The organism is Moorena sp. SIOASIH (genome assembly GCF_010671925.1).
Classification (GTDB): Bacteria; Cyanobacteriota; Cyanobacteriia; order Cyanobacteriales; family Coleofasciculaceae; genus Moorena.
This window is the reverse complement of sequence record NZ_JAAHIH010000005.1, coordinates 740,113-762,660: the sequence shown is the minus strand read 5'-3', so window position 1 is coordinate 762,660 and position 22,548 is coordinate 740,113. Positions and strand designations below refer to the sequence as shown.

Genomic DNA, 22,548 nt, shown 5'->3' with positions numbered 1-22,548 from the left:
GCCATTGATAAGCTGAATCTATCACCTCGTCGGAGGCAATTTTTTCGATCAGGGTAGACATAATCGCAATTATACCACATGTGAGGTACAAAAGTTCGGGATTTTAGGGAGCAGAGAACAGAAACCCACCCCTAACCCCTCCCAGGAGTGGAAAAGAGAAGAGGGAATAGGGAATAGAGATGTGCTGGATCTTGACTGCACCTCATAAGTCCGCGCGAACGCTATAGAAAATAGGACAATCGCAAATCCCTCAATTTAACGCTACCTGTAGGGTGCGCGATACTATACCCAGAATCAGCAACGCCAATTAACGCCTCTATTGAGGTAAGCCTTGTCTATAAACCTAATTTTTTCGTTGGTCAAGTTTAATAATAATGACCTACAGATCTTTGACGTGAATTTTCAGGCCCGACGCGATCGCATATAGATAGGTGCGATCGCATTTTATTGTGTGACCTGCTTTTGAATAGTCCCAAAGCCTTGACCCTCTCACCGACTAGCCGAAAAACTACCACCAATGAAGTGAATATCACTAAAAGTTTCAATCCACAAACGAGCGCCACAATCGAGTGGATTATCGGGATTATAAACAATCTTACACGGACCAAGGATTTCCACTTCGTTGCCGTAGAGATTGGTACCACTTCGTTTTACTGAAATCACTGGCTTCCGGTCTTGAGGGCTTTTCTTGATATTCGAGCCAATGTGATTGCGATTGACATTAATCTTCGCTAATGCCGGTGGACGACTAGTGCGCCATTTCCCCTTCGGTCCACGAGTACCTTTAGTTATTTGTGGCAAATGGTTGAACAGAGGAATAATCCAGAATTTCCCAGTTTTATAGGCACCCCGGACCCGACCCTTCTCTAGGAGTTGGCGCAATCGTCGAGAAGAAATTCCTAATAGAGATGCCGCTTCAGTAGTTCCAACGCACTTGTTCATTAGTGGAGTGTGATTTAACTATTCCTATAGTCCTATTGTATAGGATAAAAGAAGAATTGACAAGTTTAGAGAGTAGGAATAAAAGTGTGGTAAGTATGGTAAGGGTGGTAAGGATGGAGGCAAGTCAAGTGGTGTGGTTTCCACTATTAGCGACTGCGTTAATACCGGAATAGTTAGAAAATCGGGAATCAGGAATCGGGAAGAAACAGAAGAGTTTGGGGTAATCGGGAAATGCGATTGACCTTTGGTCACGCTACGCGAACGCATAAACTCGGGAATGCGATTGACCTTTGGTCAATCGCAGCGTAGTGGTTCAAAGGCGGTGGAAAATCTTAGCAAATTTATTTATTTATTAATAAAAACCTATATTTTAGTTAAAATAAGGCTTGAAACCCTGATCAAGCAACAGTTTTAGCCATATTTTTATCCGTATAAAGTTAATAAAAACATAATCAGGATTTAAAACAAAAATACCCTTAAGTTCTTAATGTCTTTATAAAATCTAAGATAAGTTCTACAAACTTAGCAATCGAAGGACTAGGGGATACATATGAAACTTAGGTATCGTGGTATTAGTTACGACGTTTAACCCTCTCTACTAGAAGTGACAGAGGGTAAAATTGGTGGAATTTATCGAGGACAGAATTGGAGATATAACTATCCCAAATATGTTGCTAAATCCTCAAGTGTAAATAATCGTCTGAAATGGCGTGGTATTGCCTACCTGAGGTAGTGACAAGCAGGCTAAAAACTGCTTATGTTAAGCTTTTGAGCCATGCTATTCCCAAAAGATTGGGTAGATTGATAGGTTAATTAACGCCCCTATTTAGGTAAGCCAAGTCTATAAACCTAATTTTTTCGTTGGTCAAGTTTAATAACCTTTATCAATAAAGCTTGCACGTGAATTTTCATCCCACATGCGATCGCATATAGATAGCGATCGCATTTTCCTGTGTGACCTGCTGCTGAGAATTGTTTGAATCTCTCAACTAAAACTATTCTGGTAACTGGATTAGCTGGTATTTTATGTTCGCGAGCTACTGCTGATATTTGAGGCATCATGAATGCGATCACGTAGCGTGACCTTTGGTCAATCACAGCTGCGTTCGCGTAGCGTGACCAGAGGTCAATCGCATTTTATTAGACTGTGTTAATACGACTGTTTTAAGAGCGGAATAGTTAGGAAATGGGTATCGGTAATCAACGGAACAGTTTGAGATAATTGGGAGCTTTACTAAAAAGTAGAGCTATTTTAGTTTCCCTTTTTGTTTTAATTTATCTACTAGTGTAAATAGCCGATTAAAATGCTCTTGTTCCTCAATAAACAGCACTATTAGTGACACCGGTTTTGGATCACTAACATGATATTTAAATTCCGGATAATTGATTCTGGTTGCACCGAGTTTACAAAAAAAGTTTCCTGGCTCTGGAAAAGTGGAGGTACTAACTATATACTTACACTTACGTTTGCTTAAATACTTGATTTCTGCTGCTAGCATTAATGAAAAAATAGGAGATTTACGAAAGCTTGCTTTTACAGCTGCTCGAGTAAACTCATAATTACAATCGTTTTTTAAAAATTTTGGAAGGTCAATATATTTTTCTACATCTAAACGTCCATTAATTCGAGGAATTATACGATGTATTCCTATGAGATTTTCTCCGTAAAATCCCCCAAATTGTATTGAAACTGAGTCATAGTCATCCGTTAGTATATTTCCTATCGGACTTGGTTGGATTCTTAAATTTGAAGGATTACCTTCCGGTGGTATCCAACCTAGCTCTTCTACATAAACTTGGTAGAGTAGCCTATGAGCTAGAGTTTTTTCCTCTAATCCTCTGAGGATTCTTACAGAATAACAATCCATAATCAACTATTAATTAATAAATTAATTATTTTTACCTCTACGATTAAGTTTTTTTACTGGTGCAAGATGTGAGAATAAGCCGACTATTTTATCTAAATATTAAAACCCTAATCATCTTGCTATTATCATGATTAGGGTTTATTCACTATCTTATAGTAGAAGACAGAATTTAGTAGGGACCGAAGAAACTATTTCCTGGTGCATCTGGATCATCGCTCATATGGAATTGCTTAACTAATTCTACCAACTCTTCTTTAGATATATGACCGTCACCATTGAAATCTAACTTAGGAAATATCTCTTCTGCTAATTCTTCAGGAACTCGCCAACTTCCAAGAATTATTTTGTATTCATCAACAGTAATAATGCCGTCTCCATTTAGGTCTAATAACTCGAAAACTTGGTTGACCATATCTACCACTGTTTGGTACATTGAATCATCATTGATCCGTCGATAACCGTGTGCTAACCACTCGTTTAGGTTTACTTTACCATCGTTATCTGTATCAGCATCCTTTTGGAGATGTTCCCAATCCTCCATGAATTTAGCATGGAGCTGATTATATTTGGGGGAATTAGCTTCTAGTTGGCGGGCTTGGGCTAAGGTTTGGAAGATAGTTTCAAAGTCTGCTTGTTCTACTACACCGTTTCCATCTGCGTCATAAATCTGGAATAGCCTGGTCCATTTTCTGGTTTGAAGTTCTGTCAACATAGGTTGGTATTCCTTGTTTTTCTCTTAGCAAAGTTAAATGCAGCAATATCTGACCATTATTTACACAAAGAAGACCAACTAAAAAGCTCTCTATCCATGGGCTTTATAAGTGGTATCGGGTAACATGCTATATTATTTACTGCATATGATTATGACACGCTCAAAATACACTCCGAAACGAGTGTGTACCTCAACTAATACTGCAACCCTTGGCATGTGAGCGACATTAGGTATTCACAAAACCCGTAGTTACCCAAAATAGTCGCAAAGCCCCTGACCCCTCAGCGACTAGCCGGAAAACTTCCAGCAATAAAGTGAATATCACTAAAAGTTTCAATCCACAAACGAGCGCCACAATCGAGTGGATTATCTGGGTTATAGACAATCTTACATGGCCCAAGGATTTCGACTTCGTTGCCGTAGAGATTGGTACCACTTCGTTTTACTGAAATCACTGGCTTACGGTCAATAGGGCTTTTCTTGATATTCGAGCCAATGTGATTGCGGTTGACATTAATCTTCGCTAAAGCCGGTGGACGACTAGTGCGCCATTTCCCCTTCGGTCCACGAGTACCTTTGGTAATTTGTGGCAAATGGTTGAACAGAGGAATAATCCAGAATTTTCCAGTTTTATAGGCACCCCGCACCCGACCCTTCTCTAGGAGTTGGCGCAATCGTCGAGAAGAAATTCCTAATAGAGATGCCGCTTCAGTAGTTCCAACGCACTTGTTCATGGATTGTTTTTTAACTATTCCGATAATACTAGTATATAGGATAAAAAGAAAATTGGCCATAAAAGCTTGTTACAAAAGTTTTCAAAATATGTTATAATATAAGATTATTTGTGCTAGAATGAAATTACCGTGGGCGCTAAAACGTTCCACGGTAAGAGCCAGCCGCAGATTTTCCACCCTCTCAGCTGGCTCTAGTCCCCCAGTTAAGGAGATAACTTAATAGTATGTCGTATGTTCAACGTCTACACCCATGGGTAGTCGTTCGGCTACTGCCCAAGATGCAAAGAGTAGTTGTTGGTCGTTTCCGCAACCGTTCGGATGCGGAAGGTCACATGCAGGCTCTGAAACGGTTAATGCCTGATGCTGAATTTATCATTTTATTCGATATTGGCCAGCCTATAGATGAAGAATCTGAGGAGATGGAGTAGGGAGTGTAAGCGATCAGGGATCAGTTATAGAGCTACGCACAAGGCAAGAGGAATCCTCCAATTCTGGGGGACTTTGACCATAGCGCCCCCTAAATCCCCCAATTCTGGGGGACTTTGACCATAGCGCCCCCTAAATCCCCCAATTCTGGGGGACTTTGACCACTGCGCCCCCTAAATCCCCCAATTCTGGGGGACTTTGACCACTGCGCACCCTAAATCCCCCAATTCTGATACCGTTGGCGAAATTAATATTTGTTTACACAAGAGTAGCAGATGGCTAACTTTAAGTTCATGCTCCCCCAGAATTGGGGGTTGGGGGGCTCATATTGACTGCTGTCTTCAGGCTGATATTTCTAAATGTTAAATTCGCCAGCAGTATCAATTCTGGGGGACTTTGACCACTGCGCCCCCTAAATCCCCCAATTCTGGGGGACTTTGACCATAGCGCCCCCTAAATCCCCCAATTCTGGGGGACTTTGACCATAGCGCCCCCTAAATCCCCCAATTCTGGGGGACTTTGACCACTGCGCCCCCTAAATCCCCCAATTCTGGGGGACTTTGACCACTGCGCACCCTAAATCCCCCAATTCTGATACCGTTGGCGAAATTAATATTTGTTTACACAAGAGTAGCAGATGGCTAACTTTAAGTTCATGCTCCCCCAGAATTGGGGGTTGGGGGGCTCATATTGACTGCTGTCTTCAGGCTGATATTTCTAAATGTTAAATTCGCCAGCAGTATCAATTCTGGGGGACTTTGACCACTGCGCCCCCTAAATCCCCCAATTCTGGGGGACTTTGACCATAGCGCCCCCTAAATCCCCCAATTCTGGGGGACTTTGACCATAGCGCCCCCTAAATCCCCCAATTCTGGGGGACTTTGACCACTGCGCCCCCTAAATCCCCCAATTCTGATACCGTTGGCGAAATTAATATTTGTTTACACAAGAGTAGCAGATGGCTAACTTTAAGTTCATGCTCCCCCAGAATTGGGGGTTGGGGGGCTCATATTGACTGCTGTCTTCAGGCTGATATTTCTAAATGTTAAATTCGCCAGCAGTATCAATTCTGGGGGACTTTGACCACTGCGCCCCCTAAATCCCCCAATTCTGGGGGACTTTGACCATAGCGCCCCCTAAATCCCCCAATTCTGGGGGACTTTGACCATAGCGCCCCCTAAATCCCCCAATTCTGGGGGACTTTGACCACTGCGCCCCCTAAATCCCCCAATTCTGATACCGTTGGCGAAATTAATATTTGTTTACACAAGAGTAGCAGATGGCTAACTTTAAGTTCATGCTCCCCCAGAATTGGGGGTTGGGGGGCTCATATTGACTGCTGTCTTCAGGCTGATATTTCTAAATGTTAAATTCGCCAGCAGTATCAATTCTGGGGGACTTTGACCACTGCGCCCCCTAAATCCCCCAATTCTGGGGGACTTTGACCATAGCGCCCCCTAAATCCCCCAATTCTGGGGGACTTTGACCATAGCGCCCCCTAAATCCCCCAATTCTGGGGGACTTTGACCACTGCGCCCCCTAAATCCCCCAATTCTGGGGGACTTTGACCACTGCGCACCCTAAATCCCCCAATTCTGATACCGTTGGCGAAATTAATATTTGTTTACACAAGAGTAGCAGATGGCTAACTTTAAGTTCATGCTCCCCCAGAATTGGGGGTTGGGGGGCTCATATTGACTGCTGTCTTCAGGCTGATATTTCTAAATGTTAAATTCGCCAGCAGTATCAATTCTGGGGGACTTTGACCACTGCGCCCCCTAAATCCCCCAATTCTGGGGGACTTTGACCATAGCGCCCCCTAAATCCCCCAATTCTGGGGGAGTTTCAACCCCTCGAGATTTTCTCCCCCCAAAATTGGGGGGCTGGGGGGGCATCCCAAAATTGGGGGGCTGGGGGGGCATCCCAAAATTGGGGGGCTGGGGGGGCATCCCAAAATTGGGGGGCTGGGAGGGCATCGGCAACTTGGGAGAACTTGGACTAATCCTGGGTACTCTGTATAAAAAGACTGTCTAACCTACTCTACTGATGCCAAAAGACTATCCTAGAATTCGTGGCACTACCCCGCAAACTGAGCAGGCTGCTCGTCGTCTGCGGCAAAATCTAACTCCTGCCGAAGCACAGTTATGGAGTGCATTGCGTGGTCGTCAACTGGCAGGACTCAAGTTTCGCTGTCAGCATCCGGTAGGGCGATTTATTGTTGACTTTTACTGTCCATCATGCAAATTAGTCATTGAGGTTGATGGAGACATTCATACACAGCAAAAAGCCTATGATGAGGCTCGAACGAAGCATTTTCAGTTGTTTGGTTATCGAGTGTTGAGATTTACTAACCAAGAAGTTTTCAGAGATCTGCAAACCGTTCTAGCCCGCATTGTCCAAGTAGCAGAAGCTTGTTTACCCGCAGACTAGCTACTGTGTATAAACAAGTCTGATCTATTGGTGTTGCAGCAATTGAAGTATGAATTCGCGATCGTTTGGTTTTGGTTCAAGCCCCCGTTGTCCTCCAATAATTCCCCCCAAAATTGGGGGGTTAGGGGGGCAAAACACCGACGCATCGGATAATTCCCCCCAAAATTGGGGGGTTAGGGGGGCAAAACACCGACGCATCCACTGACCACTGACCACTGACACCTCACTTAGTACTCACGATAGTTTCCCAATTCTGAATCACTTGCTGCAAAGCTTCCGGGAGCTGATTACTACCAATATCGGCATAACGTGTCGTACCAGCATTGCTGCTCAGAGTAACACTGATGTAATCAGCGGCACCATTAGGAGCAGGGTAACTGAGCTGATCAAACTGACCAAAGTCTACGTCTTTGTTGAGAAACTCTTCAAAGCCTTTGACATCTTGAGGGGAAATGCGAGCAATCTCCGTGGGAGTGCTATTCCCATTTATCCGTATGTACTGCTGAATCACTTGTCCATTGTTGAGCAGACGGGTTTCAACCGTTTGACCAAAGAAACCACCGCTTGCGATCGCACGAAATACGGTATTCTTCTCTAGGGCTGGTGGTAATTCACTGCTGGGAATCGGTACTGCTGCCACTAGGTCTTGATTGTCCACTGATTCAACCTGAGCGGTTGCGGTAGAGTTACCTGATGGTAAGAACTTCATTTGACCAGCTTGGCTAGTTACTGCACTAAAGGATACAATCCCGGTTAATGCACAGGCAGCAATAATATAAGAGGATGGGGTGATTGCACGCAAGTTTTTCATCTGATTCCCTTTATTAGTTGAAGGTGTACCCATAGGCCAAGCTAGAGGACTTACCAACAGCATCAAGACCAATTGCTGGTGTTTGCCTTTTCACTTAGGACTATTGACTTTTGGGAGATTTGTTTTGTTTCGTGCTAACTACCGAACTATCGGTAGGGAAATCACTCTGTAAGCTATCAGCTATCAGCTATCAGTAATCAGCTATCAGCTATCAGCTTTGAGCTTTTAAATAAAACAAGTAAGCATTCGTTTAATCTTTGTTACGTCAGCTGAATGCTGACGGCTGACGGCTGACGGCTGACGGCTGAATGCTTACCGTGAATGGGCTAGGCAAGCAGCTCGTTTCTCTTAAGTTAGTTATGGTAAGACCGGATGATAATGTCAGCTCCCTTATCAGCAATCATCATGGTTGCGGCTGCTGTGTTTGCGGTTATTGGTAATGGGAAGACAGAAGCATCAATCACATGCAGACCTGATACTCCTCGAACTTTAAGTTTTGTATCCACCACAGAACTCTGATCAATCCCCATTCTGCAAGTTCCGCAATAGTGCTGTGTGGTATTGGCTGTTTCTCTGATGTAACTCTCCAAATCTGTTCCGGGTTCTGGAGCAATTTGCTTTTCCCGCCATTGCCCCAAGCTTGATTGATTCCCAATATCGATACCTAACTGAAGGGCTGTTATACATGACTGGAGATCTCCTGGCACTGTCAGATACTTTGGGTCAACAAGAGGAGCTTGATCAGGAGAACTTGAACGCAGCGTAATAGTTCCCTTACTCTTCAAGTGCATGACGTTTGGCCACAACCAAAAAGAATTTTTTGGGCCAGGGAAACCTTTGAGTGTTCCCACTCCCACTGAACACTCTATATCAACAACTGAACTACTATTTTCCGTAGAGCCGAAAATCACAGCTGGAGCTAGGCTATAGGAATACACTGGTACATCTTTATCTTCGGGAATAGAAAATCCGGCACTAACGAAAAGATCGTCATGTAAGTTCTTGCCGACTTCTGGAACATTCACAACTACTGGAATATCAAATTTCGCCAACTCAGTTTCGTCGCCAATGCCTGAAAGCATCAATATTTTTGGACTCGCAATCGCACCGGCACTCAGCACAACCTCATGTCGCACACCTGCAAAGTATTTTTCGTTCTTCTGAACATATTCAACACCAATTGCTTTGGTATTATTAAATCGGATCTTGGTTACCAAAGCTTCAGCTATTACAGTTACATTTGTATGAACTGCTGGTAAAAAAGTGTTAAATGTGGTTTCACGAAAAAGCTTTGAAAGTGCTCTGATATTGTTGAACTGAAATGGAGCGTATCCATATTGACTCTCGCTGGTATTATAATTAGGATTTTCAGGTAAACCGTACTGTTTAGCAGCAGCGAATAAATCGTTAATAAAATTCAAATGATCTGTCTTTGCCACCAAAACCTTGATGATCTGCTCTATACTTTCAAAGTGCGGTAGTACATCATTCCATGACCAACCAGGTGCTACCTTACCCCACTTATCAAAGTCAGAGCGTCCACCTCTGACATAGACCATGGCATTATGTAATGCACACCCACCTAGGGCTTTTGCTTGCGGCAGCATGATCACACGGCTGTTTAAATTTTTTTGAGGTACTGACTGGTAACCCCAATCAATCTCCGGATGTTGTTGTAGGACTTCAAACCAATCACTTGGGTTGTACATCTTGGGATTGAGTAGGAGCTTTCCAGCTTCGATCAGCAGAATTTTTGCATTTGAGTCAGAAGCAGCAAGCTTTGAAGCTACTATGCTTCCCGCAGAACCTCCACCAATCACAATGTAGTCATACATGGAATTTGCTTCTGCCATCTTGAATGCTCCCAGTAGAATATGCTAATTAGTTTTGCGGTAAAAATTAAGCTATCAGCGTGTCGCGTATCAGCTATCAGCTTAAGGGCTACGCGCACGCGTGCGCGTTCAGCTTATGGGCTACGCCCAAGTTACTTAAGGTGCGTGCTTTTGAATAAAATAACCTGAAAGCTGACCGCTGACCGCTGACCGCTGACAGCTTACATAATTACACTTTCCCCCGTAACTCTTCCAATTGCTCCCGCACTGATAACGGTTGATACCCCAAACTAAATGCTAATGAACTATCCAATGACGTATCTGGAGATCTAGGGGCAGCCATCGGTACATCCTTTTGTAGACAGCGTCCTAAATTATCTTGGGAAAGTTCAAATACCTCAGCCATCAGGCAACCAAAGTCATAGCGGGATATCCGTTCTTTTCCGCCCAGATTAACTAGACCTTGGACTTTCTCTAGAGCTAATAACAGTCCCTTCGCTGCTGTTGTGCCACTGACAGGGGTTCTAATTTCATCAGTAAATAAGCTCAATGGTCGTCCTTCCCTCAAAATTTTGAGAAAGGGTTGGATAAAGCTACTAGCAGTAGGGGGAATCATACCAAACATTAAGGGCATCCGGCAAATCGCGACTTTAGGATAATGCGATCGCATCCCTTCTTCTGCCATCACTTTTTGCTCACCGTAATAGCTGATAGGCGATACCGGATCAGTTTCCAGATAAGGAGGGTTTAAACCATCGAATACCAACTCAGTAGAGGTAAACACGCAAGGGATATCATAATCTGCACTTAGTCGAGCAATATTGATAGAAGCTGTAACATTAATCGAATATGATTCCTCTCGATGGGTCTGACAAAAATTAGGTTTAGAGTGAGCTGCGGTATGAATTACTCCTGCTGGCTGAATCTCAGCAAACAGATGCTTTATGTCTTGAAAGTCTCTCAAGTCAGCCTTTACCACAGTTATTCCTGGAATCTCTATTCTCTGGGAAAAAGAAGTGCTATAAACATCCCATTTTTCTTTGGCGAGCTGGCAAAGGTTCCATCCAAGGAAACCGCTAGCTCCTGTCACTAAGAGTTTTTTTCTCATCAAAATTATAGGGTTAGTAAGGGGGGAAAACGGATATCCCTGTTACTGTTCTATCTCTTGATTTCCCGAAGTGCCTATTAAATACAGCGGTTTTCATAACTATGAGGTACATAGTATTTTTTAACTCTTGCCTCTTGCCTCTTGCCTCTTGCCTCTTGCTCTTCACTGCTCCCTACTCCCTACTCCCTACTCCCTAAAAACATCTATACCTCACCTAATTAAAAACGGCTATATCAACGGTTAGCCGTTAAGAATAGCGTGTTCCTTAAATACTTCCAACGGAATGTAATCAAGGGCTGCTTCATGGGTTGCTGACAAAATCACCGGTGGCGCAACCCCAGCATCCAGCGCCTCCTTCCAACGACTGAGACACAAACACCATTGATCTCCGGGTTTAAGACCAGGAAAACCATAGACCGGGGATGGTGTACTCAAATCATTCCCTCTTTGCTGAGTAAAAGATAGGAACTCTTCCGTCATTTCTGCACAAACGATATGTACACCAACGTCAGTTGGTCCTGTGTCACATTTTCCATTGCGAAAAAATCCCGTCATGGGAAATGTGCAGCACACCTTTAGGGTTCCGCCAAGGACGTTTTTGGCATTGTTCATGATATAATAAACTAGTTTAATTACGCCAATTACTTTGCTATCAGCTATCAGCTATCAGTTATCAGCTATCAGTTATCAGCTATCAGCTATCAGCTATCACTTATCACTTATCACTTATCACTTATCACTTATCAGCTTTTGAATAGTCGAAGCCTGCGCCACGCTACGGAAACGAATTTTATTTTTAGCTGACGGCTGACGGCTGACTGCTGACTGCTTACCAAACGCTGTGCTAGGATGGTGTTTGTAAAGCTGTCAAACACATTGATGCTGATGAAGGTTTAAGCTTGACATCTACAGTTTTGTAACCAGCTGTCATCAATAAATTAGTAACCACTAATTGCGCCCTTTGATTAGCTTGGTCTAGCACACCTTGCTGACAAGCAGTAGTCTGAATTTTCTGGAGGGTTTGCTGTTGAGCTAGCATCTGTAATTGAGGGGCAACATCGGGTCCAAGACCTAAAAATCCTCGGTTGTAGTCGTAAATCTGGGAACGGGTAACATCAATCTTGCTATCCAGTAATTGAGGCGCTGGTAACTGCACTTGGATCGAGTCATTGCTGACTTTGACATCATCTACGCTTAATTTCCCTAAATCAACCCCAGCTCTGACTTCCCCATAAGCAATGTAGAGTAATGTCGTTGACGCTAAGCGATATTGTCCTAAGTTTCTATCTTGACGAGTTGGAACAACTGCCTCCATGCTAAACACAGCAGTGGTCAATTCACTAACGTTACGAACTTTATTAACCACAACGTTTCTGACATCCACCTCTGGTTCTGGCTGTGATAAGTTTAATTGCGATAAGTCGAATAGACCATTAACTTGTTCAAACAACCGGGAGCTAGTGCGCCACATCACCACTCCTAAAATTAGCGTCGTGAGTATCATGCCCCCTGTGCTCATCAAAATCAAACCTCTAGGTATACTAGAGATAATGCTGAGTAACTGATGCTTTTGATGCTGACTCTTCATTTTCGTTTACCTTAAATATTATAGTCAGTTAGTTGTTTTAATTATTAACAGTTTTTTATTCCGAATCTATGCTATTATTTAAAAATAAGGAAATGCTGTTGACCATCAAAAATTATATTCTCAAAATATCAAAGCTATGGAAGCAGTTTTAGGATATATATAGCAGTTTATAGCCTAATAAGGTAAACAAAGTTTTTTTCCTGTTCCCTATTCCCTATTCCCTATTCCCTATTAAAAACCGCTATACTTCTGCTGATCTACTTCAACCCAACCTCTAGTTTCATGGGACTCATGGGTTACATCCATTAACATCTGGGAGTACACTCCTTCTTTGAGAGATAGTGTGCTAACGCTACCATTGTCAATGGCTTGCACCCAATGGTCAACCACCCGGATAAATGGGGCTAAACGACCATCGAGATAGGTTTCAGCAAATGCTAGTCGCTGGGGAATTTCTACTTCCATCAAGGATTGACCGGCGGTGGCTGCCCACAGGCGAAATCCATGAACGTAGTCTTTGAGATTGTTACTGCCTAAGACTAAGGTACCGCGATCGCCATAAACCTCTACAAAGTGACCTCGCCCTTGATAGGTTACCGAACTAATAGTGAGTTGACAAGGGGTACCATCTGCCAATTCCAGTAATAACAGACAGGTGTCATCGGCATCTACTGGCTTAAGTAAATTGCTAGCATTGGGGTCTGGCCGTGCTGGAATTGCAGTACTCAGTTGAGCACACAACCGCTGCACTGGTCCAAATAGCCAATGAATATAATCAAAGGCATGAGAACCAACTGCCCCTAGTGCTCCACCACCCTTATCTTTTTGAGCATACCAGTTCCAGGGGCGTTCGGGATTGGCTCGGCTAGAGACTAACCAGTCTATTTTAATCAGACGCTTTTTACCGACATAGTCTTTTTCGAGATATTCCGCTAACAGCTGCCATGAGGGGATAAAGCGGAATTCAAAATCAGGTATAGCGACAACACCCTTTTCTGTAGCGAGTTGGTAAAGCTCCTGGGTTTCCGTTGCCCTTAAGGTCATGGGTTTCTCTAGTAGCAGATGTTTCCCTGCTTCTAGAACCATTTTCGCCATTTCGTAGTGCAGAAACGGGGGAGTACAGATGCTAACCGCTTCTACTTCCGGTAAAGCTAGGATGTCTTCTAAGCGATCGCATCCATGGGGAATATCATATTGGTTTGCGTACGCATTTGCCTGATCCGGGTCTCGGTGATATACAGCCACCACTTCCGTTCGGGAATGAGCTTTAAAGCCAGGGATGTGGATTTTTTGTCCAAATCCAGTTCCCACTACCGCCACACCAATTTTCGGTAGCTGTTCAGTTGCACCTGTTGCAGAAAACTCAGCCATTGTAGACTATATCTTGACTTATCTTAGGGACTTATCGTAAAAATCGCAGGGTAAACGGGTAACGGTAATGCCTACCATATTGAGCAGCGATTGAGGCCATAGTCACCAGCAGTGAATCAAAGATTCCCAGCATACTAGCTATACACCATAGCCAGAATTCTATGAGCTTAAACAGCTCCAACCAAGAGTCAGGGTCAAAATCGTTTATTGCACCAATTAGGATGAAAAACGCCCAGGCAAATGCCGTAAATATGGTCAGGATAATGGTAGCGTAAAGGGTGATCGAGATTTGAAAATTAATCGATTCTTTACCGTGAACCTTGACAAAGGGGTATTTATTCCTCTTGTTTAACCAGATCATCAACGGTCCTGCCAGGTTAGCCAAGGGGATAGGTAGACCCATAATCAATAGAGGAATCCATAGCAGGGAGGATAGATGACATAGCATCCCCCAGATTCGAGCTTTCCTATCGTTCCGTGCCACTGTTCCTTGCTTCATAAAACTGACCCAAAACGGACATTAAACCCCATGACTTTGCTCAGCAGTCTGGTTACCCGATTCTATTGTGTCACCGCCGTTGTTTTTAAATGCTTCAACCCAGGTAATTACCTGTTTAGCCAGATGAGTACCATCTAAGCGGTCAATTTCCCGGATGCCAGTAGGACTGGTGACATTAACTTCGGTGAGGTAGCCGCCGATAACGTCTATGCCAACCAAATATAAGCCATCTTGCTGCAGTTTTGGCTTGAGGAGGGCACAGATTTTTTCCTCTCGGGGAGTAATTTCCGTAGCCGCTACTCGACCACCCACAGCCATGTTACCCCGAAATTCCTTACCTGTGGGAATGCGATTTACTGCTCCAATCGGTTCACCATTCAAGAGGATAATCCGCTTATCTCCATCTTTCGCCGCAGGCAGATAAGCCTGAACCATCACTGGCTCACTACCCTGTTTAGTGCTAATTTCCACCAAGGAGTTAAAATTGCGATCGCTTGGCTGTAGAAAAATAATACCCTCACCACCTTTGCCTCCTAGAGGTTTGAGTACTGCTGCCTCTTTTTCCTCAAGGAATTGCCGAATCACCGATTTCTCCTGACTGACAATTGTCTGTGGAATCACCTCCTGAAACTGGAGGGCATACATTTTTTCGTTAGCTGTCCTGATGCCAGTTGGTGAATTAATCACCAAGGTTTTATCTGGATTAATGTAGTCCAAGATATAGGTTGCATACAGGTAAGGTATAGTAACAGGCGGGTCTGTCCGCATCCAGACAGCATCCATCTCCTCTAGAGGTTTCAACAGAGCCTTACCAGTCTGGTACCACTGTTCACTTACGACCCAATGCCCGTCATCGAGTTTGGCTGGAGTTAGTTGCACAGGTTGTAGAAGCCCCCAAGCCTGACCCTGAATAACACTCAATTGTTGAGCCTCAGTAACCCAAACCTCATGACCTAATTCCTGTGCGGCTTCCATCAGCGCCACACTAGTATCGTGACCGGGATCAAGTTTCGGGAGAGGGTCTATTATAAACGCAAATTTCACTGTTGAATTCCCCTGTCAACCAATTACCCTATGCTACAGCAATCCTATTTGATTCGGTAACATAGTGCTCAAGATCTTGAACGGGGAACGGGTAACAGGGATTAAGGCAAAAGGCAAAAGGCAAAAGGCAAAAGGGAATAATAAATAGGGTTTTGAGGGAATCATATCCCCCCCTTATTAAGGGGGGTTAGGGGGGATCCTTACTCATAAGTGGGATCAACGCTATATAAACCGGATGAGATTATCACCTTTAGGATAATATCCGTGTAGTGATAGTTATCTAGTCGTGAGGTGTTCTTTTCCGTTGTGCTTTCCAAAGACTAGATGCTCAATCACCTAGTGGTTAGCTTGCCTTGAGCAGGTTGTCTAACTTACCCTGAAATTCCAGAGTGTGAAGCTCATCACAGCCACCGATATGCTGGTCATTGATAAAAATCTGTGGTAATGAGCGTGCTCCATTTGCCCTTTGAGCCATCTTCGCTCGTGCCTGTTCATCACCATCAATAGAGTATTCAGTAAATTCAACTCCCTTCTTGTTTAGTAGACCTTTAGCACGGATACAGAAGGGGCAAGTGCTCCAGGTGTAGATTTCAACGTTTGCGCTCATGCTTGGCGATAGTTTGTTAAGTAATGTTTCTTAAATTTTACCTTGGGGTTTAGCTTGGTGCAGATTCTTGAGGATTGGGCTACTCCCCCCCTTATTAAGGGGGGTTAGGGGGGATCCTTAGTTACTTAGGCTAATAGGGGTCAAGGCTGGGTAATGTAATGCCAAACCATAGACAGCCCAGCTCCTGATTACCTCAAGGCTGGGCTGTCTATTAGTTATAGGCGCTTATTATAGCTAGGGTCTTTATATAGGCTGACCCCATTTAAAAGGTTGGTCATATCATGGGTCTTTATATAAGCTGACCCTACTTCCAACACTCCCTAATTATTTCAGACAAATTCTGGTTTAGTAATTTTTATAATATTTTCTTTATATTTCAGTTTATTTTGATTTGTCAGGTTTGTTGAAGTTTTGTTGCATGGTGGTCAGGGAAACCCCTAAGGCTTGAGAGAACCACACTTCTAAATCACGCATTGGGTATAAAGACTTGCTCATAGCTGGATCCCTTATGGGCTCTACAAGAATGGTGAACATTCCCAGTCGATTCCCAGCTAAGACATCAGTGAATAAGCGATCGCCTACCATTGCCACTTGGTCTATAGGTAGGTTCATCGCATCTACAGCTATTTTCAGCTTGCGTCGCGAAGGTTTGCGAGCTCCATATATGTAAGGCAAATCTAGGGAGGAAGCAATACGGCTAATGCGATGTTCACTGAGGTTATTACTGACCAGCCACAGGGAAACCATCGGTCTAGTTTGCTCTACCCACCGTTCAATTTCCTGAGAAACACGGGATTTCGTCACTGGTATTAAAGTCTGGTCAACATCCAACACTAGACCTGAGAGCTGATATTGCTGGAGAATATCTGGTGTCAGGTCTAAGATGGAGCCACCAAGGATTAAGTCAGGTTGTAACTTTGAAACCCAAGACATATTTAGTTAACTGATAAATTGAAAGTCGGTAACTCTGTTGATTTTTGATGCTTACCCGTCAATTGTCAATACACTAAGCCCGCTCAGCCTGATGATGGCAGCGGGCAACGATTATAGTGATTTGATTCTATCGAACCTTTGAACTTCCCCATCCGTCGCAGGAATGGGGTATCCTTTGCACAACCTAATTGGCTGTTATCTCCTAGGGCGTAACTTTCCCCCGCACCGGAGGTAGCTGAGTAGGGTCAATACCCAGTTTTTTGAGACCCTTATCCCCTAATTTAACATTGTCGAAAATGCATCCCCGTCATCTTAGGTCGGGGTATTCTTTTCTCTCAACCTCCCCAGTAGATAAAGCTTCTGTGATCACGAGTTGTTGTGGTTTATTGTTTAGCTCGCCGTTCTCTACGGATGGCATTTTTAGCTGCTTCATGTTCTGTTAGGGTTTTACTAAAAACATGAGTGCCATCGTAACGAGCCACGAAAAATAGGTATTCGGTGTCTTCGGGGTCAAGGGTTGCTTTCAAACTCCCTATTCCAGGACTGGCAATCGGGGTCGGAGGTAGTCCTGGGTTGAGATAGGTATTGTAAGGGGAGGGTTGCCGCACTTGCTTGTAGGTCAGGGGCTGATCAGCAGTTTGTCGAATCCCCAATCCATATTCAACCGTGGGATCCGTTTCTAATCTCATCCCTCGCCGCAACCGTTCAGTAAAGACACCAGCAATGCGATCGCGTTCTTCAGCAACTACTGCTTCCTTCTCGACAATGCTCCCTAATGTTACCCAATCATTGATACTAAGCTGGGTTTTGTACTGACCTTTTTGGTATACTGGTAAAGCTACCTGCTCAAATCGATTAAGCATTTGTTCGATGACTGCTTGTGGCGAGATGCCATCACTGGGTAACTTATAGGTATCTGGGTATAAATAACCTTCTAGATGAGGCAGCTCACTGGGTAACCAAGGGTACTTATCCCAGGGGATTTTACTACTAGCAGCGATAAAGTCATCAGCCGGGAAAAATCCTAGGGATTCAAAATAATTCGCCATTTGCTGAATCGACCACCCTTCCGGTATGGTGAAAGACAGCTGCATCACCTTCCCTTTCCAAATGGTTTCGGCGATTTTTGTCAGGGGTTGAGTTGGTGATAGTTCGTAAGTTCCAGCTTTAAACTCACCATCTCGGTCTACCAGCTGCCGCCAATGAGTCCAGAGTTTCCAAGCATCCGCCGAGCGAATTAAACCAGAAGCTTCCAGATCTCTGCCTATCTGCTGACCTGGGGTTCCTGGGGGAATCTCAATTTTTACGAGGGTTGGAGCGACATCTTCGGAAGATTGTGCTTTAACGGGTGGGGATACCACCCAACTCCACCACTCCCAGCCCTGCCATGCACAAATACCAAGGGTCGCTGGCAAGAGAACGAAATAAAAAAACCTATTGGAGATGCTTTTGAGAGTTTTCATACTCTTATACACCAAAACACTACTTTCCCCTGAATCCTTTAAAGGGTCAACCCGAGTTCTTGTCTCCTACTCAAGATCATCGAATAGCAGTTCTTCGAGCAATGGCTGAACTTGTTTAATTTCCTGGGTAGACAGTAACTCGGGTTGACCAGATTGGTTCGAGCGAGCAAAAAACAGGAGTGGCTCTACAGGCGTATAGATTCCATACTCTTGTTCTTTGTGATAAAAGCTCGCTAGCTCCTGTAGTTCCTCTGCTTCCATTGGAACATCATCGTCTTCAATTTCCAGGGTGAGAATGTCGTCTTCGTCCACTGGTGGCAACTCACCAGCAACAGTTAAGGTAAAAGCGGTGCGCTTGAGCTGAAGATTTTGCTCAGCTAGAACAGCTTGGGCGTCAGGGAATATCAAGTCAAGCTCAGCTTCATCTTCAACTAGAGAGGCATCAGCTAAGTCTTCATCATCATCATCCCAAGCAACAATTTCTATGGGTGAGTCCACAGGTAACAGCAGAAGGTATTGACAACCCTCTAGCTCTAGGGAATGCTCAATGTAACATTCGAGAGTTTTACCGTTAGCGTCCTTCAGCGTAATGTCCCCTTTTGGAGATTCCCCATTTTCTTGGGGGGATTGAGATGAAAACATGGCACTTAATGTGTCTATTAGTGGTCAAGTGGTCGTGGAAAGAAATCCAACCTCCCTTTTGACAGTACGCTTTTACAGTACGCGACAGTACGCGACAGTTTTGACAGTACGCGACAGTACGCGACAGTACGCTCAAGTGTAGACTGCTTCCCATCAGGATAGCACCAAAACCAAGTACGAGAGTTCCAGCAGTTGTCTTTGAATGGGTTAGTCTATACTATTTATACAATCATCGGTTTTCTGTGAGCATAAGCATTAGTTGACTATGGTATGGCTAAAAATTGCACATTCTTCAATCATAGCGAACGCGCCCCGCGTGACCTACGGTCAATCAGTTCTAAAAAAGTGTTGTTAGCAGCCTATAAGTATAACTAATCAGTGGGACTTGACATGAGCATAAGAATGTGTTGCTCTAGGAAATCAGCTCAGCCAAAAGGTTTTAGTGCCATGGGTTGCACCTCAAGTAGCGTGACCTACGGTCAATGCTCTTAAGGCCAAAGGCCACGCTACGCGAACAGAGCCGCTACGCGATTGGCCGTAGGCCACGCTACTTGAGGTGCATAATTAGCACTACCAACCCCCTATGTTAAAGCAGCAGTACTGAATTTAGTAACAAATTATACTTACCATAAACGCAAACCCCTAGAGCTGTGATCCTGAGGTGCGACCCGTGGCGAATTTAATTCTTAATGGGTCAAGGGCACCTGAGCAAGTATGAATTAGTAACATAGAAGCAATAAAGGATGAAAATCTAAGGGTGTTCTTCTTAACAATACTCAGCAGTATTTTCAAGTTAATTAACACAACTAACGACCCAGAATTCGCTGCCGTCCAATTCTCAAGTACTCCCAAACTGGAAATTGATAAAATTCCATCACCAACCAGACAACAATTGCCAGATGGCATAAAAACGTTAACCCTACCCAAGCAGCTGGAAGCCAAGATACAGGACTATCTGGGGCAGGGGGAAACATATAAACGGCTGCCCCAATTAAGGTCGTTGGACAAACTACAAATGCCAAGGCTAAGAACCAATTCACCCATCCCCATTCAACCCCCTCTAAATGCGCCCCTGTCCACTTTTTGCCATTCCAGTGCCAGGTCATTGGGGGCTGCCGATCGGTTATTTTGAGTATTTGCCTTTCGAGATCAGCAGTGAAAATGTGGCGGCACTCGTGACAGGCAAAAGCTTCCATTAACGATAAATTTTGAATCTGACCGACACGACAGACTGGGCAGGGGTAGACTCCCTGATAGTTCAAAGCCTTATACTTCACAGGTTGGGATGATTGTTTGGAACTGTACATTTGTAGTCAGTCTAATCCTTTATTTTATCTCTTGGCAATCACCCAAACGGCATGGATAATACCTGGAATATACCCCAATAGGGTTAAAAGAATATTTATCCAAAAGGGCCAGCCAATACCCACTTGCAAAAATACTCCCAGTGGTGGCAGGAAAATAGCACATAAAATCCGAATTAAATCCATTCTTGTATACCTTTGGTGTTTGTTAGGACAAGGCTGATTGGCTGAAGCACTGCTGTTGCGTACTCACTTCCATTGTGCCAAATTATTCTAGTCTTAGAGCCGGTTTACCGGACCTATAATCCCTGGTTTGTGTTCGGTTAGGGCAGAGTCCCTAGTAAACAGTTTAATCCTGATCTTGATTAGCAGTCACCCATACAGCATGGAGTATGGCAGGCACTACACCATATTTGGGAAAACCAAGTTGAGTGCCTACAATGAAACCCAATACCATTAACAGAATATTAAGCCAAAAGGACTTGCCAAAACTCACTTGCAAGAACACACCGAGTGGTGGAAGGAAAATGGCACAGATGATCCGGATGAAATACATTATTGTTGTACCTCGATTACTGCTCTTAGTTAATTCCCTGGTAATTTCCTCTGAATCCGGAATTTCCTAGCTAAGATGCCAGCAATGGAGATTAGTTCCCGTAAGGGTTATGACACCTATGAATGACTGCCAGTTCCTAGCTCTGTCCCTAAGGTCAGGGAAAAACATGCTGCTAGGCCACAAGCCTTTAAAACCAGGCAGTTCCTAGTCAGTAATAGGTAATCTCTAATTGCTAATGGTGATTACTCAAGGGTCTATTACCGATTAGCTATACCTATTACCCATGACCGAGAAAACCTTCCAAAAATCTTTTCGCCCTTAGGAGCAGTTATTTACAATGTCTTATCAACAAGAGAAACAGGTTGCGATTGAGGCAGCCTTAGCCGCTGCCAAAATTTGTGAGCAAGTCCGGAGTGAACGGGTGACTGAAGCTATGGAAAAAAGTGACAAAAGCCCTGTCACTGTTGCCGATTATGGTTCCCAGGCGGTGATTTGCCGCTTACTTGCCCAAGCCTTTCCTAATGACCCAGTAGTGGGTGAAGAAGATGCTGCTGTTTTGGTGGAACCAACTATGGCGACTCAGTTGGCACAGGTAACCAGTTATGTACAATCTGTAACTAATGATGCTACTCCTGAGGCAGTGGTTAGTTGGATTAATCGAGGCAATGGTGAGATTGGACCTCGCTACTGGACCTTAGACCCGATTGATGGCACCAAAGGGTTTCTGCGTAATGATCAATATGCTGTAGCCTTAGCTTTGGTAGAACAAGGTGAAGTGAAAGTAGGAGTGCTAGCTTGCCCAGCGTTACCCGTGAACCTAGCACAACCCGATGGGGAACGGGGTGTCCTATTTGTGGCAGTGCGGGGTCAGGGAGCAACCATGGTACCTATTAGTGGTGGGGAACCCCAATCGATTCAAGTGACTGATGCTGACAATACAGCAGAACTCCGGTTCGTTGAAAGCGTGGAATCTGGTCATGGTGACCATTCTCGGCAAGATTTTGTAGCTAAGGCGGTGGGAATTACTGCAGACTCCCTGCGGATGGATTCTCAGGCTAAGTATGGTGCGGTTGCCTCTGGTCACGCAGCCCTTTACCTACGTTTACCTTCCTCGAAGTATCCCAACTACCGTGAGAAAATTTGGGACCATGCTGCAGGCACCATTGTTGTGGAGGAAGCTGGTGGAGTTGTTACAGATATGCATGGCAAGCCTCTGAACTTTTCTATCGGTTCTAAGCTAGTTGAAAATCAGGGTGTGGTTGTCAGCAATGGTGTAATCCATGAGACGGTGTTGGCAGCACTGCGGGATACAGCCAACTAGAGACAGCTAAAGCACAGGGCATATCATAACCTAGGGCAAGAATCCGGCAAGGGAATAGTATTTCTCTTGCCGGATCATTCTCGCGCGTTTACGCTAGGGAATTCCATTTAAAGTAACCATTGCGCAACACCAGGGGAAAAATATCCCATCCAATATCCCCAGTCTAATGATTGGCTGACTGGAGCAGGTATCATTTCTCCTCGAAAATCTAGCAGCTGGACAATAATTAAGTAAGCGATCGCTAGCAATATCGATATAGCTCCAGTTATAATAGCAACTATTTTTCCGCGTTCCATAAGTCTTCTATCGAATCACAGCACAGTTGTGGGGTTCCGGAATATGGTTAAAGGAACAGAC

General features: G+C 44.2%; 26 protein-coding genes and 1 pseudogene. 5 read left to right on the top strand and 22 right to left on the bottom strand.

Annotation, left to right across the window (positions count from 1 at the left end; all coding sequences use genetic code 11):
• Positions 1-489: 489 nt before the first annotated feature.
• Both F6J90_RS30530 and F6J90_RS30525 read right to left on the bottom strand, forming a co-directional pair.
• Entirely contained in the window at positions 490-942 is a 453-nt protein-coding gene (locus F6J90_RS30530) for a DNA-binding protein (protein ID WP_293102445.1), read from the bottom strand.
• A gap of 24 nt (positions 943-966) precedes the next feature.
• Complete coding sequence (locus F6J90_RS30525) at positions 967-1,209, bottom strand: hypothetical protein (protein ID WP_293102442.1); 243 nt, start codon at positions 1,207-1,209, stop codon at positions 967-969.
• Positions 1,210-1,546: 337 nt separating this feature from the next.
• Between F6J90_RS30525 and F6J90_RS30520 the strand changes: the two genes are divergently transcribed.
• Positions 1,547-1,675, top strand: a complete 129-nt coding sequence (locus F6J90_RS30520) for a DUF4278 domain-containing protein (RefSeq protein WP_293102440.1) — start codon at positions 1,547-1,549, stop codon at positions 1,673-1,675.
• 116 nt (positions 1,676-1,791) lie between these two features.
• On the opposite strand, the gene F6J90_RS30515 is transcribed toward F6J90_RS30520, so the two are convergent.
• The 4 genes from F6J90_RS30515 to F6J90_RS30500 form a co-directional block, all read right to left on the bottom strand.
• Positions 1,792-2,040, bottom strand: coding sequence for a hypothetical protein (locus tag F6J90_RS30515; RefSeq protein WP_293102437.1), 249 nt, complete (start codon positions 2,038-2,040; stop codon positions 1,792-1,794).
• Between the two features lie 149 nt (positions 2,041-2,189).
• Positions 2,190-2,810 (bottom strand): hypothetical protein, encoded by a 621-nt coding sequence (locus tag F6J90_RS30510; RefSeq protein WP_293102434.1) that lies wholly within the window; start codon positions 2,808-2,810, stop codon positions 2,190-2,192.
• A 169-nt stretch (positions 2,811-2,979) separates the two neighbouring features.
• The gene (locus tag F6J90_RS30505; RefSeq protein ID WP_293102432.1) at positions 2,980-3,522 is read right to left on the bottom strand and encodes an EF-hand domain-containing protein; all 543 of its coding nucleotides are present in this window, start codon (positions 3,520-3,522) and stop codon (positions 2,980-2,982) included.
• A gap of 281 nt (positions 3,523-3,803) precedes the next feature.
• A complete protein-coding gene (locus tag F6J90_RS30500) occupies positions 3,804-4,256 on the bottom strand; it encodes a DNA-binding protein (protein ID WP_293102429.1) in 453 nt (150 codons plus the stop codon).
• A gap of 224 nt (positions 4,257-4,480) precedes the next feature.
• Between F6J90_RS30500 and F6J90_RS30495 the strand changes: the two genes are divergently transcribed.
• Both F6J90_RS30495 and F6J90_RS30490 read left to right on the top strand, forming a co-directional pair.
• Positions 4,481-4,684 (top strand): hypothetical protein, encoded by a 204-nt coding sequence (locus F6J90_RS30495; protein WP_293102426.1) that lies wholly within the window; start codon positions 4,481-4,483, stop codon positions 4,682-4,684.
• A 2,044-nt stretch (positions 4,685-6,728) separates the two neighbouring features.
• Positions 6,729-7,112 (top strand): DUF559 domain-containing protein, encoded by a 384-nt coding sequence (locus F6J90_RS30490; protein ID WP_293102424.1) that lies wholly within the window; start codon positions 6,729-6,731, stop codon positions 7,110-7,112.
• 223 nt (positions 7,113-7,335) lie between these two features.
• On the opposite strand, the gene F6J90_RS30485 is transcribed toward F6J90_RS30490, so the two are convergent.
• The 12 genes from F6J90_RS30485 to F6J90_RS30430 form a co-directional block, all read right to left on the bottom strand.
• Positions 7,336-7,923 (bottom strand): hypothetical protein, encoded by a 588-nt coding sequence (locus tag F6J90_RS30485; protein ID WP_293102421.1) that lies wholly within the window; start codon positions 7,921-7,923, stop codon positions 7,336-7,338.
• A 353-nt stretch (positions 7,924-8,276) separates the two neighbouring features.
• A complete protein-coding gene (locus F6J90_RS30480) occupies positions 8,277-9,776 on the bottom strand; it encodes a GMC family oxidoreductase (RefSeq protein ID WP_293102418.1) in 1,500 nt (499 codons plus the stop codon).
• A 208-nt stretch (positions 9,777-9,984) separates the two neighbouring features.
• Positions 9,985-10,863 (bottom strand): NAD(P)-dependent oxidoreductase, encoded by an 879-nt coding sequence (locus F6J90_RS30475; protein WP_293102415.1) that lies wholly within the window; start codon positions 10,861-10,863, stop codon positions 9,985-9,987.
• Between the two features lie 240 nt (positions 10,864-11,103).
• A complete protein-coding gene (locus F6J90_RS30470) occupies positions 11,104-11,475 on the bottom strand; it encodes a DUF2237 domain-containing protein (protein WP_293102412.1) in 372 nt (123 codons plus the stop codon).
• 232 nt (positions 11,476-11,707) lie between these two features.
• Positions 11,708-12,451: a DUF4230 domain-containing protein gene (locus F6J90_RS30465; protein WP_293102410.1), complete on the bottom strand. Its 744-nt coding sequence runs from the start codon at positions 12,449-12,451 to the stop codon at positions 11,708-11,710.
• 231 nt (positions 12,452-12,682) lie between these two features.
• Positions 12,683-13,822 (bottom strand): Gfo/Idh/MocA family oxidoreductase, encoded by a 1,140-nt coding sequence (locus tag F6J90_RS30460; RefSeq protein ID WP_293102407.1) that lies wholly within the window; start codon positions 13,820-13,822, stop codon positions 12,683-12,685.
• Between the two features lie 31 nt (positions 13,823-13,853).
• Complete coding sequence (locus F6J90_RS30455) at positions 13,854-14,321, bottom strand: DUF4870 domain-containing protein (RefSeq protein WP_293102404.1); 468 nt, start codon at positions 14,319-14,321, stop codon at positions 13,854-13,856.
• Between the two features lie 21 nt (positions 14,322-14,342).
• Positions 14,343-15,365, bottom strand: coding sequence for a glutathione synthase (gene gshB / locus F6J90_RS30450; protein ID WP_293102402.1), 1,023 nt, complete (start codon positions 15,363-15,365; stop codon positions 14,343-14,345).
• Between the two features lie 343 nt (positions 15,366-15,708).
• Positions 15,709-15,972 carry a glutaredoxin 3 gene (grxC, locus tag F6J90_RS30445; RefSeq protein ID WP_293102399.1) on the bottom strand — a complete coding sequence of 88 codons (264 nt, stop codon included), beginning with the start codon at positions 15,970-15,972 and terminating at the stop codon, positions 15,709-15,711.
• A 381-nt stretch (positions 15,973-16,353) separates the two neighbouring features.
• Positions 16,354-16,905 carry a YqeG family HAD IIIA-type phosphatase gene (locus F6J90_RS30440; RefSeq protein ID WP_293102396.1) on the bottom strand — a complete coding sequence of 184 codons (552 nt, stop codon included), beginning with the start codon at positions 16,903-16,905 and terminating at the stop codon, positions 16,354-16,356.
• Between the two features lie 383 nt (positions 16,906-17,288).
• Positions 17,289-18,368, bottom strand: a complete 1,080-nt coding sequence (gene mltG, locus F6J90_RS30435; protein ID WP_293102393.1) for an endolytic transglycosylase MltG — start codon at positions 18,366-18,368, stop codon at positions 17,289-17,291.
• A 66-nt stretch (positions 18,369-18,434) separates the two neighbouring features.
• Complete coding sequence (locus F6J90_RS30430; protein ID WP_071103243.1) at positions 18,435-19,010, bottom strand: DUF3727 domain-containing protein; 576 nt, start codon at positions 19,008-19,010, stop codon at positions 18,435-18,437.
• Between F6J90_RS30430 and F6J90_RS30425 the strand changes: the two genes are divergently transcribed.
• Positions 19,009-19,152 (top strand): hypothetical protein, encoded by a 144-nt coding sequence (locus tag F6J90_RS30425; RefSeq protein WP_293102391.1) that lies wholly within the window; start codon positions 19,009-19,011, stop codon positions 19,150-19,152. The genes F6J90_RS30430 and F6J90_RS30425 overlap by 2 nt on opposite strands.
• 664 nt (positions 19,153-19,816) lie before the next feature.
• On the opposite strand, the gene F6J90_RS30420 is transcribed toward F6J90_RS30425, so the two are convergent.
• From F6J90_RS30420 to F6J90_RS43800, 3 genes and pseudogenes are all read right to left on the bottom strand, one after another.
• On the bottom strand, positions 19,817-20,317 hold the full coding sequence (locus tag F6J90_RS30420) for a hypothetical protein (protein ID WP_071103242.1): 501 nt from the start codon (positions 20,315-20,317) through the stop codon (positions 19,817-19,819).
• A 24-nt stretch (positions 20,318-20,341) separates the two neighbouring features.
• The gene (locus tag F6J90_RS30415) at positions 20,342-20,500 is read right to left on the bottom strand and encodes a YqaE/Pmp3 family membrane protein (RefSeq protein WP_008187338.1); all 159 of its coding nucleotides are present in this window, start codon (positions 20,498-20,500) and stop codon (positions 20,342-20,344) included.
• 253 nt (positions 20,501-20,753) lie between these two features.
• Positions 20,754-20,870: pseudogene (locus tag F6J90_RS43800) on the bottom strand (YqaE/Pmp3 family membrane protein); the annotation flags it as partial.
• A 337-nt stretch (positions 20,871-21,207) separates the two neighbouring features.
• On the opposite strand from F6J90_RS43800, the gene F6J90_RS30405 reads away from it, so the two are divergent.
• Entirely contained in the window at positions 21,208-22,191 is a 984-nt protein-coding gene (locus F6J90_RS30405) for a 3'(2'),5'-bisphosphate nucleotidase (protein WP_293102384.1), read from the top strand.
• Between the two features lie 107 nt (positions 22,192-22,298).
• Here the strand turns inward: F6J90_RS30405 and F6J90_RS30400 are convergent, their stop codons facing one another.
• The gene (locus F6J90_RS30400) at positions 22,299-22,487 is read right to left on the bottom strand and encodes a hypothetical protein (RefSeq protein ID WP_293102381.1); all 189 of its coding nucleotides are present in this window, start codon (positions 22,485-22,487) and stop codon (positions 22,299-22,301) included.
• Positions 22,488-22,548: the final 61 nt, after the last annotated feature.

What these genes read in the sequence shown, in the direction of transcription:
- F6J90_RS30530 (WP_293102445.1), bottom strand. Translation starts at nt 942, where the DNA reads ATGAACAAGTGCGTTGGAACTACTGAAGCGGCATCTCTATTAGGAATT.
- F6J90_RS30525 (WP_293102442.1), bottom strand. Translation starts at nt 1,209, where the DNA reads ATGCGTTCGCGTAGCGTGACCAAAGGTCAATCGCATTTCCCGATTACC.
- F6J90_RS30510 (WP_293102434.1), bottom strand. Translation starts at nt 2,810, where the DNA reads ATGGATTGTTATTCTGTAAGAATCCTCAGAGGATTAGAGGAAAAAACT.
- F6J90_RS30505 (WP_293102432.1), bottom strand. Translation starts at nt 3,522, where the DNA reads ATGTTGACAGAACTTCAAACCAGAAAATGGACCAGGCTATTCCAGATT.
- F6J90_RS30500 (WP_293102429.1), bottom strand. Translation starts at nt 4,256, where the DNA reads ATGAACAAGTGCGTTGGAACTACTGAAGCGGCATCTCTATTAGGAATT.
- F6J90_RS30495 (WP_293102426.1), top strand. Translation starts at nt 4,481, where the DNA reads ATGTCGTATGTTCAACGTCTACACCCATGGGTAGTCGTTCGGCTACTG.
- F6J90_RS30490 (WP_293102424.1), top strand. Translation starts at nt 6,729, where the DNA reads ATGCCAAAAGACTATCCTAGAATTCGTGGCACTACCCCGCAAACTGAG.
- F6J90_RS30485 (WP_293102421.1), bottom strand. Translation starts at nt 7,923, where the DNA reads ATGAAAAACTTGCGTGCAATCACCCCATCCTCTTATATTATTGCTGCC.
- F6J90_RS30480 (WP_293102418.1), bottom strand. Translation starts at nt 9,776, where the DNA reads ATGGCAGAAGCAAATTCCATGTATGACTACATTGTGATTGGTGGAGGT.
- F6J90_RS30475 (WP_293102415.1), bottom strand. Translation starts at nt 10,863, where the DNA reads ATGAGAAAAAAACTCTTAGTGACAGGAGCTAGCGGTTTCCTTGGATGG.
- F6J90_RS30470 (WP_293102412.1), bottom strand. Translation starts at nt 11,475, where the DNA reads ATGAACAATGCCAAAAACGTCCTTGGCGGAACCCTAAAGGTGTGCTGC.
- F6J90_RS30465 (WP_293102410.1), bottom strand. Translation starts at nt 12,451, where the DNA reads ATGAAGAGTCAGCATCAAAAGCATCAGTTACTCAGCATTATCTCTAGT.
- F6J90_RS30460 (WP_293102407.1), bottom strand. Translation starts at nt 13,822, where the DNA reads ATGGCTGAGTTTTCTGCAACAGGTGCAACTGAACAGCTACCGAAAATT.
- F6J90_RS30455 (WP_293102404.1), bottom strand. Translation starts at nt 14,321, where the DNA reads ATGAAGCAAGGAACAGTGGCACGGAACGATAGGAAAGCTCGAATCTGG.
- grxC (WP_293102399.1), bottom strand. Translation starts at nt 15,972, where the DNA reads ATGAGCGCAAACGTTGAAATCTACACCTGGAGCACTTGCCCCTTCTGT.
- F6J90_RS30440 (WP_293102396.1), bottom strand. Translation starts at nt 16,905, where the DNA reads ATGTCTTGGGTTTCAAAGTTACAACCTGACTTAATCCTTGGTGGCTCC.
- mltG (WP_293102393.1), bottom strand. Translation starts at nt 18,368, where the DNA reads ATGAAAACTCTCAAAAGCATCTCCAATAGGTTTTTTTATTTCGTTCTC.
- F6J90_RS30425 (WP_293102391.1), top strand. Translation starts at nt 19,009, where the DNA reads ATGGCACTTAATGTGTCTATTAGTGGTCAAGTGGTCGTGGAAAGAAAT.
- F6J90_RS30430 (WP_071103243.1), bottom strand. Translation starts at nt 19,010, where the DNA reads ATGTTTTCATCTCAATCCCCCCAAGAAAATGGGGAATCTCCAAAAGGG.
- F6J90_RS30420 (WP_071103242.1), bottom strand. Translation starts at nt 20,317, where the DNA reads ATGTACAGTTCCAAACAATCATCCCAACCTGTGAAGTATAAGGCTTTG.
- F6J90_RS30415 (WP_008187338.1), bottom strand. Translation starts at nt 20,500, where the DNA reads ATGGATTTAATTCGGATTTTATGTGCTATTTTCCTGCCACCACTGGGA.
- F6J90_RS30405 (WP_293102384.1), top strand. Translation starts at nt 21,208, where the DNA reads ATGTCTTATCAACAAGAGAAACAGGTTGCGATTGAGGCAGCCTTAGCC.
- F6J90_RS30400 (WP_293102381.1), bottom strand. Translation starts at nt 22,487, where the DNA reads ATGGAACGCGGAAAAATAGTTGCTATTATAACTGGAGCTATATCGATA.